Origin of the sequence: uncultured Thiodictyon sp., from assembly GCA_903837595.1 — a bacterium.
Taxonomy (GTDB): Bacteria; Pseudomonadota; Gammaproteobacteria; order Chromatiales; family Chromatiaceae; genus Thiodictyon.
The window spans coordinates 1-14,508 of record CAILVI010000474.1 but is presented as its reverse complement, the minus strand read 5'-3'; the positions used below and the strand labels follow the sequence as shown (position 1 = coordinate 14,508).

Here is a 14,508-nt window from a genome sequence, read left to right as displayed (position 1 = left end):
CCGCTCCTACCCCCGTAGGAGCGGCCCCCAGGCCGCGACGGGGACCGCGAAGACAAATGATGCTCAGGCGCCACCCACGACATGATGAGCGACTCGCCGGATATGGCCTTAATGGGTCAGCACCTGCAACATAGACGGGGGACCGGCGATGACAATGCCATCGGGCGAGAAGACCCGCCAGTCCTCGATGAACAGCCCGGCATCCAGAAATACGCGGTCAGCTGGGCTCATAGATAGCATCCTTCCACCCGGACGGGACGCGACCCGACAGCACCGGAAGCGGCTCTAGCTCCTCCGCCCCCGACCGCCCGGGATGCGGTGCTCGGTACCGCAGGAAGTCAGCGAAATCCACGACCTCGGCCTGTAGTTCAGGGGGGAGGTGGTACAGGGTTTCCAACAGTTGCTCTTCAATGGTCATTGTCTTAGCCCTCGTGAATCTTGGCCTTAGTGTGCCACGAAATCGCGCAACAGCAAGTCCGTAGGATGGGCAGAGCGCCAGCGATGCCCATCGACTCCCCGACGGTTTCCTCACTCCCCGCCATCACCCGCGATTGCGGGCACCCCGGCTGGACACCCCCAATCCATCGGGTAAACGTCAAGCGCCACGAAGCGGGGAAAGCTGGAATAGGGCCAATCCGCCGCCCGCCCCGCCAGCCCATGCTTCACCGGGTTGTAATGGAGATAATCCAGATGGCGGCCGAAATCGGCGTCGTCGCGAATGCAATGCTCCCAGAATCGCCGCTGCCAGAGTCCTTTTTCTCGCTTTTCCGCCAAAGATCGACGCGTTACGTCGGTTGGTGGCGAGCGGTGAGAGAAACGATATTTCACCAGCCGCCAACGTTCGGAGAAATTGTCATCGCCCGTTGGCAGGGTCCAGATCGCATGCAGGTGATCAGGCAGAATGACCACGGCATCGAAGCGAAACGGGCGGCACTCCAACGCATAACGAAAGGACTCCCGCAGCCGATCGATTGCGGCAGGCGACACGAGCAGCGGATGGCGACCCTCGGTGACCACCGTGAAGAAATAGGTCGCACCCGGAATATAGAGTCTGCGGTAATCGGTCATCTGCTGCCGGCAATGCGTTCGTCAACGATGGGCATCGCTGCGCTCTGCCCATCCTACCCAAATCTCGGGCAACGTCGGAGCACCAGAATGCACAATCCTCAAGGGGTAAAGATTAAAGAATCAAGGGGCAAGCGTCCTGGCCACGCGGAAACCGACATCGTTGTACCGGTCGGCACTATCGATCCAGATGCGGAACGCGGAGCGCAGATACCGCGGGTAGTTGACCCAGGAACCGCCGCGGACCACGCGCCCCCAACTGGCTCCGTATGCATCACGCCACTCCGAACCATACTGGACGGCACCGTTGTAGCTGTCATGCCAACAGTCCTGCACCCATTCCCAGACATTCCCATGCATGTCGTACAGGCCCCAGGGGTTGGCGGGATAGGTGCCAACCGCCTGCGTCCTTTGCAGGTACACTCCGGTCTTGGCGCCGCAGTCAGCATAGTCGTAGTTGCCGTCGTAGTTGGCCTGGTCGGTCTTGATACAGTTGCCGGTGCTGAAGGTGGTTTGGGTCTCGGCACGGGCGGCATACTCCCATTCGGCCTCGGTTGGCAAACGGTAGATCTCGCCGGTCTTGCGGCTGAGCCACGCCAGATACTCCTGCGCGTCGTCCCAGGAAACATTAATGACTGGACGCTTGCCCCGCCCCCAACCCGCGTCATCCGGTTGGTGTCTGCAGCCACCATCGGCGACGCAGGCATCCCACTGGGCGAAAGTCACTGCATACTTCCCCAACTCGAAGGCTGCCACCTTGACCCAATGGGCTGGCCTCTCAGCGTCATGGCAATCCTTCTCGCCCGGTTGACAACCCATCAAGAAGCGACCGGCGGGGATACGTACCATCTCCGGGAGGAGGCTAACCAGGCGGTCGCGTTCTGCGCTGCGGTCAAGGTTGACCTCGGCCGCCGCACGCTTGACGTTCCCCTTGGCTTCGCCGCCCCATGGACTCGCGGGCACCTGGTCGGCGCCCTGATCCGCGTTTTCGTATTTATTCAAATACCAATCGAGAACCCAGGATAGCTTTCTCAATACCTCCACGGCATCGTCTTCGAGCACCAGTTCACGGTGCGCCGCACGGTTGCGGGTTGACTGGATGTCTTTGACATAATCCTAGACGAGCCGCTCGTCGATATGCTCCTGGAGGCCTTGCATCAAAGGCCACAGTGTCATCTTGGCCGGGTTACCCCTGATGTTCTCCTTGGCCCAGATGCGCTTCAGGACTGATTCGGTGATCGCACCGCAAGACATGATGGTATGTTCGGGATAGTCATCACGTAGCGCCGCAATCGCCTTCAGGATCTCTTGATCAAAGGCACCGACAATCAGCATGACTTGTCTGAAGGCGCCCTCGATCCTCGCGACTCGCTGCTCCAAGTCTTTGTCAATCACAATCAATCTCTCCCGCCGATCAATGCGTAGAGCCCGTAGGTTGGGTTAGGCGCGCGCCGCACGTCGATTCCTTAAAAAACATAGGGCTAACGCGCGCCGTAACCCGACATCAAGCCTCGGCATGTCGGGTTACGCTGCGCTCGCCCGACCTACGCCAAGTACCTTCACAGTCTGGGGAGCGGTGTCACGAGGGGTAGCGTGTGTCGCCTACCCCCGCTGCTGCATAAAATGCTCCAGCAGCGCCGCAGTGGAACCATCATGCTCCCCGCTCACCGCGCCCGCCTCCAGTTCCTTGAGAATGACCCCGGCGAGCTGCTTGCCAAGCTCCACCCCCCACTGATCGAATGAGTTGACGCCCCACACCACGCCCTGGGTGAAGATGCGGTGCTCATACATCGCAATCAGCGCGCCCAGGGTATAGGGCGTGAGCCGCTCCATGAGTATGCTGTTGGTCGGCTTGTTGCCGGGGAAGGTGCGGTGGTTGGCCAGGAACCGCGCGCGTTCTTCGGGCATCCCGGCGGCGAGCATCTCGGCCAGTGCTTCCTCATAGGTGCGCCCGCGCATCAGCGCCTCAGTCTGGGCGAAATAGTTGGCCATGAACTTCAGATGATGGTCGCCCAATTCATTCTGGCTGTGAATGGCAGCGATGAAGTCCGCCGGAATCAGTTGGGTGCCCTGATGGATCAGCTGGTAGAAGGCGTGCTGGCCATCCGTGCCGGCCTCGCCCCAGACGACCGGGCCGGTGGTATAGTCCACCGCGACTCCCTCACGGGTGACCCGCTTGCCATTGCTCTCCATATCGCCCTGTTGCAGATAGGCCGGCAGGTAGCGCAGATATTGGTCATAGGGCAGCACCGCGTGGGTGCGGGCGCCGGCAAAATTGGCATACCAGACGCCGAGCAGACCCAGGATGGCGGGGATATTCTCGTGGATGTCGGCGGTGCTGAAGTGCTCGTCCATGGCATGGGCGCCTTCCAGCAACTCCACGAAGCGGTCGAAGCCGACCGCCAGCGCGATCGGCAGGCCGATGGCCGACCAGAGCGAATAGCGCCCGCCCACCCAGTCCCAGAAGCCGAACATATTGGCGGTGTCGATGCCGAACTCGGCCACCTTCTGCCCATTGGTGGAGACGGCGACGAAGTGACTGGCCACCGCCGCCTGATCCCCGAGCGCGGACAGCAACCAGGCGCGGGCACTCTGCGCGTTGGTCATGGTCTCCTGGGTGGTGAAGGTCTTGGAGGCGACAACGAACAGGGTGGTGGCGGGGTCGAGCCCGCGGACGGTCTCCACCAGGTGGGTGCCGTCCACGTTGGAGACGAAATGCACGCGCAGCCGGTCGCTCAGGTAAGGGCCGAGGGCGGTGCAGACCATCTTGGGTCCCAGGTTGGAGCCGCCGATGCCGATGTTGACCACGTCGGTGATGGGCAGCCCGGTATACCCCTTCCAGTCGCCGGCCCGGACCTGCTCGACGAAGGTCGCCATGCGATCCAAGACCCGATTGATCTCGGGCATCACGTCCGCGCCGTCCACGTAGATTGGCCGGTTGGAGCGGTTGCGCAGCGCCACATGCAACACCGCGCGTTCTTCAGTGTTGTTGATCCGCTCGCCGGTGAACATGCGCCGAGTCCAGCCCGGCAGGTCCACCGTGGCGGCCAGGTCGCACAGCAGGCCGAGCGTCTCCTGGGTGATCAGGTTCTTGGAGTAGTCCACCCGCAGCCCGGCCGCCGATAGGGTCATCCGCTGCGCACGCTGGGGATCGGCGGCGAACAGGTCACGCATCGGCGTGTCCTTGAGCTGCTGCCAGTGCCGCTCCAGGGCCTGCCATTGGGGGGTCTGAGTGACGAGCGACATCGGGTCTTCTCCTGCGGATGAGTGGCCAAGCTGGGTAGGATAAGGACAGTTCGGCGCGATTGTACGCGCCGGCCGGGGGTCGGAACCTCTGCGGTCCCGTCGCGCCGGGTCAGGGCGGAGTCCCGGCCACCCGCTCCAGCATAACGGGCGCCCCTCGGCCAACAGAAAAATGTGCTAACGTGACCTCTGTTAAGAAAACTGTCACAACCGTGACGATGTTAATCCAAATCCAAGGGCGCCGGGGCGTCCTGTAGCCTTCAGAGACCCGCTATGGAGCAATCACTGCATCGCTACCCGAGCCCGGACGGACTGCGCGTCCTGATGGCCAGCAGCGAAGCGCACCCGCTGATCAAGACCGGGGGGCTGGCAGACGTGGCCGGCAGCCTGCCGATCGCGCTGCGCGACCTGGGCCAGGACGCGCGCCTGATCCTGCCCGCCTATCCGCGCGCCGCCAGACAGCTGCGCGAGCCCAAGACCCTGTGCGAGATCAAGGTGCCGGGGGCGCGCTCCAGCGTCCGCATCCTGAGCGGTAGTCTCCCCGATCACGACCTGCCGGTCTATCTGGTCGATGCCCCCGAGCACTTCGCCCGTGAGGGCAACCCCTACACGGATCTCTCCGGGCGGGACTGGGGCGACAACGCCGAGCGTTTCCTGCTCTTCTCCCGGGTCGTGGCCCAACTCGCCCAGGGGCTGCCGGCCCTGGATTGGCGGCCCGATGTACTGCACACCAACGACTGGCAGACCGGGCTCGCCCCGGCCTTGCTGAAGGATGTGCCGGGGCGCCCGGCCACCGTTTTCACCATCCACAACCTGGCCTACCAGGGGCTCTTCGACCGCGCCACTTTTGACCGGATCGGGCTGCCGTCGTCGCTGTGGGGAATGACCGGGCTCGAGTTCCACCAGCGTCTGTCCTTCATCAAGGGCGGCATCGTGTTCTCCGACCGGGTGAACACCGTGAGCCCCACCTACGCGCAGGAGGTGTGCACCCCGTCGCGCGGTTGCGGGCTGGACGGGCTGCTGCGCCAGATCGGGACGCGCTTCAGCGGCATTTTGAACGGCATCGATTACCGCGAGTGGGACCCGGCCGTCGACCCGCTGATCCTCCAGCCTTACGACCAGGGCAACTTCGGGCTCAAGGCCGAGAACAAGCTGGACCTCCAGCGTGAGTTCGGACTTACCCGCAACGAGGGCGCATTCCTGCTCGGGTATGTCGGGCGTCTGGTGGAGCAGAAGGGGATGGATCTCATCCTCGGCATCCTCCCCGGACTGCTCCAGGACCCGGACGTGCAGTGCGTCATCCAGGCCTCGGGCGAGCGCCCACTGGAGTTGGCCATCCAGACCCTGGCCGCCGCCCACCCGCGGCAGGTGGGGGTATCCTTCGGCTACGACGAGACCCGTGCCCACCGCATCGAGGCCGGCTGCGACGCCTTCCTGATGCCCTCCCGGTTTGAGCCCTGCGGGCTCAATCAGCTCTACAGCCTGCGCTACGGTACCCCGCCCATCGTCCACCGCACCGGCGGCCTGGCGGACACCGTGGTCCACGCCTCGCCCGCGGCCCTGGACGAGGGCCGGGCGACCGGGTTCCTGTTCGATGCCCCCACCGCGGACTCGCTGTGGCAGGGCGTGCAGCAGGCGCTGACCCTGTACCGTGGGAACCCCGAGGGCTGGCGGCGGCTGGCGGTGACCGGGATGGCGCGCGACTTCAGTTGGGAGGCCAGCGCGCGCTGCTACCTGCAACTCTACGCCGACGCCATCGCCGAGCGGCGGCTGGCCGGCGCCCAGTCCACGCAGCCGGAAGCGGCCTGAGACACCGCCGGATGAAGATGCGCGTGGGAGCGGCTTACCGTGAAAGTCGCGCCGCGAGGTCATGTCGCGGCTGAAGCCGCACCCACCGGATTCCGAAGCTTGATCGCCTCGGCTCAAATGCATTGAGGTGTTGCACAGCGCCCCCGGAGTGCCTAGAATCATCTCCTCTCGCGGGTGTAGTTCAATGGTAGAACTTCAGCTTCCCAAGCTGATAGCGTGGGTTCGATTCCCATCACCCGCTCCAACTTCCCGTCGCCCTCCCCCGCCCGGCTATGCAGTGTCTTTACCAGGCCGGGAATCGGATCGAGGCGCAACTCCTGCTCGCCCTGCTTGAGCAACACCGCATCGACGCGGTGGTGTTAGGCGACTATTTGGCAGGCGCCGCCGGTGAACTGCCGGCCGATATCTTCCCCTCCGTATGGCTGATCGACGAGCGCGACTTGATTCCCGCCCGGGCACTGCTCGCGCAGTTTCTGAACCCGCCCCCGGCGCCGTCGGCCGCTCCCTGGGTCTGCCCGTCCTGCGGCGAGCCGGTCGAGTGCAACTTCGACCTGTGCTGGAACTGCGGGCGCGAGCGTACTTGACCCCGAATCGGCAATGACTCTTTCCAGGTTAAACGACTTGCCTACCGCCGCCTTCTCGCAAGCACTGCTCGACTGGTTCGACCGCCACGGCCGCAAGGATCTACCCTGGCAGCGGGACCCCACCCCCTATCGGGTCTGGGTCTCCGAGATCATGCTCCAGCAGACCCAGGTCGCGGTCGTCGTCCCGTATTTCGAGCGCTTCATGGCGCGCTTTCCCACGCTCGATGACCTCGCCGCGGCGCCCGCCGACGCGGTACTGGCACTCTGGTCGGGGCTCGGCTACTACGCCCGCGCCCGTCACCTGCACCGGGCGGCGGTGCTGATTGGGGAGCGCCACGGCGGGACCTTCCCGACAGAGCTTGCGAGCGTCGAGGCCCTGCCCGGGATCGGCCGCTCCACCGCCGGAGCCGTGCTCTCACTCGCGCTGGGCCAGCGTCACCCCATCCTGGACGGCAACGTCAAGCGGGTACTGGCCCGCTGCTTCGCCGTTGCCGGCTGGCCCGGACAGACGGCGGTGCAGGCCGAACTGTGGCGGCTCGCGGAGCGGCTCACACCCCACGACCGGGTCGACGCCTACAACCAGGCGATGATGGACCTGGGCGCCACCCTCTGCACCCGCGCCCGCCCGGCCTGTGACCGCTGCCCGGTGGCGCCAGCCTGTGTGGCCGAGCGCCAGGGAGTCCAGGCGCAATTCCCGCAGTCACGACCGTCCAAACGCCTACCGGAGCGCGCGACCCTGATGATCCTGGCGCGCAACCAGGAGGGCGCAGTCCTGCTGGAACGCCGCCCGCCCACCGGCATCTGGGGCGGCCTGTGGAGCCTGCCGGAAACCGCGCCCGAGCGCGACCCGGCCGATTGGTGTCGGGAGCGCACGGGCGCCGCCCCCCTGCGCCTTGAAATGCACCCCCCGCGCCGTCACACCTTCAGCCACTTCGCACTGGCCATGCGGATCGCGGAGATCTGGACCCCGAGCACCGTCACCGACCAGGCCATCGCCGAGGTGGACCGTGAACTGTGGTTCAGTCCCGGGGCGCTGGCTGGCCTCGGCCTGCCGGCACCGGTGCGCTCCATCCTCGCGGACCTGGCCCCACCAGACCCGGCCCCATCACCAGCACAGGCAGACCCGACATGAGCCGTACCGTTCACTGTATCAAGCTCGGCCAGGAGGCCGAGGGACTGGACCGCCAGCCCTACCCGGGCGAACTGGGTAGGCGCGTCTTCGAACAGGTCTCCAAACCGGCGTGGGCGCAGTGGCTGCGCCATCAGACCATGCTGATCAACGAAAATCGGTTGAGCCCCATGGACCCCAAGGACCGCAAATTCCTCGAGGAGCAGATGGAGCGCTATTTTTTCGGCGACGGGGCCGACCTGCCAGAGGGCTATGTCCCGCCAGTCGTGTAGGGTGGATAAGGTGCGCCGCACGGTGCCAAGGATTGCGTAGACGGTCGCGCGCGCCGCATCCACCGGCAGTGCTGCTGCCTGGCCCTGGCCGCTCCAGCGACCTTCGGATATGATAGGACCATGCCAAAAACAGAACTCAATCCCCGTGTCCTGGACATTTCAAGCCGCATACTCGGCCAGCTTGAGATAGCCTTTCTGGTCGTGATTGCCCTCGCGACCCTCATTGCCAGCGTTCAGGAACTGTTCGCGATGGCCGGGCGGGGCGAGGTCGCCTTGGCCGATCTGCTCCTGCTCTTCATCTATCTCGAAGTGCTCTCCATGGTGGCGGTCTATCTGGAATCCGGCGCGCTGCCGGTACGCATCCCGCTCTACATTGCCATGGTGGCCCTGGCGCGACACATTATCCTGGATATGAAAGCGATGACCGAGTGGGGCATCGCCTCCTCCGCCTTGGCCGTCCTGATCCTGGCCGTAGCGGTGTTGGTGATCCGCTTTGGCCATGTGCGCTTCCCCTATCCGTCACTCACCCGCAGCGGTCGCCAGGCGCAAGGCAACGACTGAGGAACACCGGCGACCATCGCCCGGCAGACCATGGACGGTCGCTCGCCGTTCCCCGCCGATGGATGACTAGCCCTCCCGCGACTCCAGCCCCCGCAGCAGTCGCCTCACCCACCCCGGCCCCCCGTACATGAGTCCGGTATAGACCTGCACCAGGTCAGCTCCGGCCGCGAGCTTTGCCCGCGCCCCCGCCGTATCCATCACCCCGCCGACCCCGATCAGCACCGGCCCCGCGCCCAGCGCCTCGCGCACCGTCTTGAGCAATTGAGTACTGCGCTCAAATAGCGGTCGCCCCGAGAGCCCACCGCTCAGACCCAGCGTGGGACTCTTGAGCCCCGCGAAACGGATCGTGGTATTGGTCAGAATGAGTCCGGCACAACCCGCGTCCAGTGCCGTGCGGGCGCAATCAATGGCGTCGGCGTCGGCCAGGTCCGGCGCCAACTTCAACAGCAGCGGCCGGGGCTGCGCCAGGCGCTGATTGGGCCCCTGGATGGTGTCGACGATGCGCCGCACCTCGTCCACCGTCTGGAGGTCACGCAGGCCCGGGGTGTTCGGGCTGGAGATATTGACCACCACATAGTCCGCCAAGGCCCCCAGGCGCTCGAAACTCGCCCGATAATCCGCCGCCGCCTGATCCGCCGGGGTTACCTTGGACTTGCCCAGATTCACGCCGAGCGGCACCTGCAGCACGTCGCGCGCACGCAGCCGCTCGAGCCGCAACTGCATGGCCGCCGCACCGGCATTGTTGAAGCCCATGCGATTGACGATGGCCCCGTCCGCGGGCAGGCGAAAGAGCCGAGGCCGCGGATTGCCGGGCTGTGGCAGTGCGGTGACGGTGCCGACCTCGATGAAGCCGAAACCCAGCCGCTGCCAGGCCGGGACCGCTGCGGCCTCTTTGTCGAGTCCGGCGGCCAGCCCGATGGGATTCGCAAAGCTAAGCCCCATCAACCGACGCCCCAGGTCCGCTCGACGCGCCGGGTCCGCGGCCGGCAACCGCCCATCGAACACCGCCGACCAACGCGCAAGCAGTGCCAGGGTGAGCCGGTGGGTCAGTTCGGCATCGAGCCGGAAGGCGAGCGGGCGGATCAGGCGCCACAGGCCGGGGGTATCTTGGTCGTTCAATGCAAATCCTCTTGTGTTGCGGTCATCGCGCCCGAGCACTGGGTGCCGGCTCCGGGCCTGCGCAGATGGGGCAGTATACGCAAGGGGACCAAAGGTCGGGCTTCGGCCGCGCCGCTTCAACCCAAAGCCCGCACCGGATACCAGCAACCGTCACGGCGCTTGCGAGGCACCCGCAACGGGCCTAAGATGCGGCCTCTACCCAATCTCGGGTGGTTGAATTTCCTGTTCGCATCCATGCCGTTGCAGCACTGCTGCTTTGAGGAGATTTTTCATGGCAACGCAACTGACAGAGCATTTTACGGTAGAAGAATTGATCGCTTCGCCGACCGCAACGGCCAAGGGTATTTCCAATACGCCGACCCCTGAGCATCTTGCCAATATGAAATATTGTTGCGAAAAGATTCTGGAGCCGGTGCGCGCTCACTTTGGCAAGCCACTGAAGGTCAACTCTTCGTATCGCTCCGCCAAACTGAATGCCGCGGTGGGCGGTGCCAAGACGTCTCAACACCTCACAGGCCAGGCGATTGATTTTGAAATCGAAGGGATTTCAAATAAGGTGTTGGCCGACTGGGTGGCCGAAAATCTTGAGCATGACCAGGTGATCCTGGAATTTTATGTTGAGGGCGACAAGAATTCCGGCTGGGTTCATGCCTCCATTAAGAAGGGCGGCGGCAACCGCCGACAGAAACTGATTGCCAAGAAGAACGGCCAGTCAACAAAATATCTGCCGACCAACGATTTTGATCCAACCGACGCCTGGCGCAAGCTTTAATACCTCAGAACACCGGCGCCTTGACCTTGTAGGGCGCGGTGCGTGCCTCAGCGCACCCTACAACAGTATCAACGCCACCCCCATCACCATCAACCCTCCGCCCGGCAGACGCCGCAAGATCCCCTGCTCCTTGAACCACAGTACGCCATAGAGGATGCCGAAGAGCAGGCTCGTACGCTTGACCGCGATCATGTAGGCCACCTCGACTTGCTGGATGGCCAGGAAATGGGTATAGGCCATGATGGCGGTAAGCGCCCCGACGGCCAGTACCGGCAGGGGCCGGGAGGCGAATTTGCGCAACAATCGCGGGCGCGGAAGAGCGAAAACCAGGATGACCGCGAGGCCCAGCAGCCCGAAATAGAAAGACCCGAACTGCTCAGGACCCAGATGGCGCATAGCGCCCTTACCCAGGGTGGAGGTCACGGCATAGATGGCGGCCACCGCGAGCATCAGCCGCGAGCCGCGCTCATGGAGGATCGCCAGGAAGGGCCGCCCCCAACTGCGCCAGTCGAGCGCCCGCGCCTGCTCGCCATTGAGCAACCAGGTCCCGGCCACCACCAACAGCACCCCGGCGGCGCCCCTAGCGCTCACGCGCTCGCCCAGCAGTACCCAGGCGACGCCGATCACGAAGACCGGGGTGAAGGCAAGATACGGCACGGTGAGGGAGAGCGGATGGTCGCGGATCGCCGTCATGTAGAGCACGATGGCCAAGACCTCCAGCGGCACCAGCACGGCCATGGTCCACCAGAATTGCGCCGGCAGGCCGCTCAAGGGCGGCAGGCCCGCGAGCAGCGGGGTCATGAGCAGCCCCGCCAAGCCGAACCGCACCACCGCCAATTCGCTCGCAGAGAAGCCTTGCAACCACGCTTTGGTCGCCGCGTCTGCACTGGCGAGGCTCAGCGCACAGATCAGTGAGAGTGGTAGCCAGTGCATCGCCCCGCCCATTGCTCAAGAGCGGTTATGGTGGATAGCGGCAACCCGCGCTCATGACACCGCTGCGGCGATGCCCCCTCGCGACACCGCTGCAGCGGTGTCACGCCTGTGTCAGGCGCTCTGCGCCGGAAGTGCCGGCGGCCGCAATGATGATCAAGGCCAAGCGTCTTGGCCCTGATCATGCAGATGATACATCGTTCGCGCCAGGTAGATTCCCCCACACCGTGCTTGGCACTGTGAATGTAGAAATATACAAAGCCTCCACTTGCTCTCTGGCCCAAGAGGTTTTTCGCAGAAATTTCAAACTGGATTTCACTGAAGGCTCACTCTTGAAACAATTGATGTTGATCTTGTCGGCGAGACCATCCCAGCCGTAATGATCGACAAGTGCCAGGACCACGGCTTCCAGAGTCACCCCGTGCAATGGATTTTTCGGTTGTTCAGCAGTCATAGTCAAAAGAAATCCTTATTGTTCGAGAGAAATCAAGATGCATGACGGGCGGGACGCACGGCATGGGCCTTGATCGTCGTTCCGGCCACTGGAGGTCGAGGCCTTACCGTGAAAGTCGCGCCGGGAGCGCGGCCCATTTCTCCCTCCCCCTCTGGGGGAGGGCGGGGTGGGGGAACGGCCAAGGCGCCCGCCACTTTCATCGTTCGGGGTGGCGCGGGCGCCATGGCCGTTAGCCGGTCCGGCGCGCAAGCGCAACTGATTTCTCTTGGATAGGGCGGAAACCGCCACCGGCTAAAGCCTCGACCTCCGGTTGCGAACGGACCGCCGGCTGGCCGGAACGATGGTCAACGCTCCGGCATAAAACCTGAGTTGGGCTAGTTTCTCTTTGTGCAATTGAGCCTGCGCCCTATTTTTCACCCTTAGTTCAGGCCAGTCTGCCGATTAAAGCCACGGAATTGCAGATATTTTTCTTGCTACTAATAACATCCTTTCCGGACGCATTATTAAACCAAGCGTAGAAAGAACAATCGCATGACTCCACGGCCTCACGGAATAAAATGAGCGAGCCTCCAACGTTTTCCTCTTTCTTAAAATAGGTCGGAATAAAGTTCAACGCAATACCATATGGGTGATTTAGAGAATTTTGAGTATGCATCACGTCCGCCATGGATTTCTCGCATGCGGCCGAAATAAACCCGGTGAAATCCTGCTTCTGCTTCGCGCTCAAATGCAGCCAATGCTGTTTGGCTTCGAAAACAGCGCGGTGCCCTGCATATTGAATATAGAGGTCCACCCTTCCCTTGCCTTTTGTTTCTTCTTTTCCCTTGATTGCATTGTACTCCTCTAATGCAAACCCACCGGACCTCCACGTGGCGCCGGCGAAGGCACTGATATTGGCGCGCTCGTTATACCAATACAAGGAATCCCTACAGTCGCAGTCCTCAATGTAGTCGCGATTCAGTCGAAGCCACTGCAAGATGATTGGCTTTAACCAAGTCAACTTCTCTTCGTGAATCTCGTGACATGTTTCTACTCCAAACATAGATCCCCTCAAATACTTGTCTAACCAAACTTCCGCGACCGACCTACCCCTTGAGTCAGCGGGGCATATAATTCGAGCAGGTTTCTCGCGCACAGTCAAGCACGCAACACTGGCGCGCCGGTACGCCGCTTGCGTTTAGCTGTAAAATTCGCCCAGCTTATCAGCAACAATGAGGTTCACTATGCACCTTGCCCGCGGCCAACGTGTGCCCCTCGCGGATTTGATCGGCTCGACCACGCTGCGGGTCGATATCGATCTGAAGGGTCTGACGGTTGATGTCTCGTGTTTCGGCCTCGACGCACGCAGCCAACTCTCAGACGACCGCTACCTGGTCTTTTTCAACCAGCCAGCAACCCCTTGCGCAGGAGTGCGGATCGCCAGGACGGCAGGTTCCGCGACTGGATTCGACCTCGCACTCGACCGGCTACCCGACACGATCGAGCGGCTGGTGTTCGTGGCCGCCATCGACGGGCCGGGCACCATGAGCGAGTTGATCAGCGGTCAGGTGGTGCTCGCGGCGGGCGAGCATCAGGCCGTCTTCCCGTTCACCGGGCACGACTTCGGGCAGGAGCGCGCACTGATGCTGATCGAACTCTACCGCAAGGCAGGGGGCTGGCGAGTCGCCGCCACCGGGGCGGGGTTCAGCGGGGGCATGGACGCCCTGGTGCGGCACTTCGGCGGCGAGTTGGCCGCTACCCCGCCCCCACCACCAGCCCGCCTGTCTTTGGAAAAGCGTCTGGAGAAGGACGCGCCGCTGCTGATCAATCTCGCCAAGCAAGCGACCATCAGCCTGACCAAGCAAGGTCTGCAAGCGACCCAGGCCCGGGTCGGCGTCGTCCTGGATGCCAGCCGCTCCATGAACCGGCAATACAAGACCGGTCGGGTCCAGGACCTGCTCGATCACGCCTTGCCCCTGGCTCTGCACTTCGACGACGATGGGGCGCTCGATGTCTGGGCCTTCGACGACACCCCCAAGACGCTGCCGCCGGCGACTGTCCAAAACATTGCCGGGTACACCGAAACGGCGGAGGGCGGCTGGCGTGCCTGGTACGGGGGTGCCAACGACGAGCCCAAGGTCATGCGGCTGGTGATCGACCACTACCGCGCCACCCCGGATGCACCGCCGGCCTATGTGCTGTTCGTCACCGACGGCGGGGTTCACCGCAACAAAGAAATCACCGAGCTGATGATCGAGGCCGCCCGCTATCCGATCTTCTGGCAATTCATGGGGCTTGGCGGGCGCAACTATGGCGCACTGGAAAGACTCGACACCATGACCGGCCGCCTGGTCGATAACTGCGGATTCTTTGCCATCGACGATCTCCACGACTTGACCGATGAGCAACTCTATGACCGGTTGCTTGCGCAGTTCCCGCAGTGGCTGAGCGCGGCGCGTGCCCAGGGAATTATCCGGTGAGTAGGTCTGGTTGGGCTTGGCCATTACCGCGACCATGAGCCCTCTTGCAACCCGTCGCGGCCTGGGGGCCGCTCCTACGGCGTAGGAGCGGCCCCCAGGCCGCGACGAATG

Annotated in this window: 16 protein-coding genes and 1 tRNA gene; 8 read left to right on the top strand and 9 right to left on the bottom strand. The window is 63.4% G+C overall.

Annotated elements, in window-relative coordinates; genetic code table 11:
• Window positions 1-108: 108 nt before the first annotated feature.
• From QZY44_RS28320 to pgi, 5 genes are all read right to left on the bottom strand, one after another.
• Window positions 109-231, bottom strand: coding sequence for a hypothetical protein (locus tag QZY44_RS28320; protein ID WP_295455959.1), 123 nt, complete (start codon window positions 229-231; stop codon window positions 109-111).
• 297 nt (window positions 232-528) lie between these two features.
• Complete coding sequence (locus QZY44_RS28315; RefSeq protein ID WP_295455956.1) at window positions 529-1,068, bottom strand: transposase; 540 nt, start codon at window positions 1,066-1,068, stop codon at window positions 529-531.
• Between the two features lie 120 nt (window positions 1,069-1,188).
• Window positions 1,189-2,067, bottom strand: a complete 879-nt coding sequence (locus QZY44_RS28310) for a formylglycine-generating enzyme family protein (protein WP_295455954.1) — start codon at window positions 2,065-2,067, stop codon at window positions 1,189-1,191.
• Between the two features lie 114 nt (window positions 2,068-2,181).
• Window positions 2,182-2,460, bottom strand: coding sequence for a hypothetical protein (locus tag QZY44_RS28305; RefSeq protein ID WP_295455952.1), 279 nt, complete (start codon window positions 2,458-2,460; stop codon window positions 2,182-2,184).
• Between the two features lie 207 nt (window positions 2,461-2,667).
• Window positions 2,668-4,311 (bottom strand): glucose-6-phosphate isomerase, encoded by a 1,644-nt coding sequence (gene pgi, locus QZY44_RS28300; protein ID WP_295455949.1) that lies wholly within the window; start codon window positions 4,309-4,311, stop codon window positions 2,668-2,670.
• Window positions 4,312-4,581: 270 nt separating this feature from the next.
• Here pgi and glgA point away from each other — a divergent pair, with 270 nt between their 5' ends.
• The 6 genes from glgA (at window position 4,582) to QZY44_RS28270 (ending at window position 8,663) form a co-directional block, all read left to right on the top strand.
• Window positions 4,582-6,117 (top strand): glycogen synthase GlgA, encoded by a 1,536-nt coding sequence (gene glgA, locus QZY44_RS28295; protein WP_295455947.1) that lies wholly within the window; start codon window positions 4,582-4,584, stop codon window positions 6,115-6,117.
• A gap of 170 nt (window positions 6,118-6,287) precedes the next feature.
• Window positions 6,288-6,361, top strand: a tRNA-Gly gene (locus QZY44_RS28290).
• Between the two features lie 28 nt (window positions 6,362-6,389).
• Window positions 6,390-6,701: a DUF2007 domain-containing protein gene (locus tag QZY44_RS28285; protein WP_295455945.1), complete on the top strand. Its 312-nt coding sequence runs from the start codon at window positions 6,390-6,392 to the stop codon at window positions 6,699-6,701.
• Window positions 6,702-6,714: 13 nt separating this feature from the next.
• Window positions 6,715-7,833 (top strand): A/G-specific adenine glycosylase, encoded by a 1,119-nt coding sequence (gene mutY / locus QZY44_RS28280; protein ID WP_295455943.1) that lies wholly within the window; start codon window positions 6,715-6,717, stop codon window positions 7,831-7,833.
• Window positions 7,830-8,102: an oxidative damage protection protein gene (locus QZY44_RS28275; protein ID WP_295455941.1), complete on the top strand. Its 273-nt coding sequence runs from the start codon at window positions 7,830-7,832 to the stop codon at window positions 8,100-8,102. Before mutY ends, QZY44_RS28275 begins: the two co-directional genes overlap by 4 nt.
• 120 nt (window positions 8,103-8,222) lie before the next feature.
• Entirely contained in the window at window positions 8,223-8,663 is a 441-nt protein-coding gene (locus QZY44_RS28270) for a phosphate-starvation-inducible PsiE family protein (RefSeq protein ID WP_295455939.1), read from the top strand.
• A 66-nt stretch (window positions 8,664-8,729) separates the two neighbouring features.
• On the opposite strand, the gene QZY44_RS28265 is transcribed toward QZY44_RS28270, so the two are convergent.
• Entirely contained in the window at window positions 8,730-9,782 is a 1,053-nt protein-coding gene (locus QZY44_RS28265; RefSeq protein ID WP_295455937.1) for a quinone-dependent dihydroorotate dehydrogenase, read from the bottom strand.
• Window positions 9,783-10,053: 271 nt separating this feature from the next.
• Between QZY44_RS28265 and QZY44_RS28260 the strand changes: the two genes are divergently transcribed.
• Entirely contained in the window at window positions 10,054-10,554 is a 501-nt protein-coding gene (locus QZY44_RS28260; protein WP_295455935.1) for a D-Ala-D-Ala carboxypeptidase family metallohydrolase, read from the top strand.
• A 57-nt stretch (window positions 10,555-10,611) separates the two neighbouring features.
• On the opposite strand, the gene QZY44_RS28255 is transcribed toward QZY44_RS28260, so the two are convergent.
• The 3 genes from QZY44_RS28255 to QZY44_RS28245 all read right to left on the bottom strand — a co-directional run bounded on the left by QZY44_RS28255 (window position 10,612) and on the right by QZY44_RS28245 (window position 12,980).
• Window positions 10,612-11,487, bottom strand: a complete 876-nt coding sequence (locus QZY44_RS28255; protein WP_295455933.1) for a DMT family transporter — start codon at window positions 11,485-11,487, stop codon at window positions 10,612-10,614.
• Between the two features lie 178 nt (window positions 11,488-11,665).
• Complete coding sequence (locus QZY44_RS28250) at window positions 11,666-11,938, bottom strand: VF530 family protein (RefSeq protein ID WP_295455931.1); 273 nt, start codon at window positions 11,936-11,938, stop codon at window positions 11,666-11,668.
• Window positions 11,939-12,362: 424 nt separating this feature from the next.
• Window positions 12,363-12,980, bottom strand: coding sequence for a hypothetical protein (locus tag QZY44_RS28245; protein WP_295455929.1), 618 nt, complete (start codon window positions 12,978-12,980; stop codon window positions 12,363-12,365).
• A 181-nt stretch (window positions 12,981-13,161) separates the two neighbouring features.
• Between QZY44_RS28245 and QZY44_RS28240 the strand changes: the two genes are divergently transcribed.
• Window positions 13,162-14,397 carry a VWA domain-containing protein gene (locus QZY44_RS28240; RefSeq protein WP_295455926.1) on the top strand — a complete coding sequence of 412 codons (1,236 nt, stop codon included), beginning with the start codon at window positions 13,162-13,164 and terminating at the stop codon, window positions 14,395-14,397.
• Window positions 14,398-14,508 lie beyond the last annotated feature (111 nt).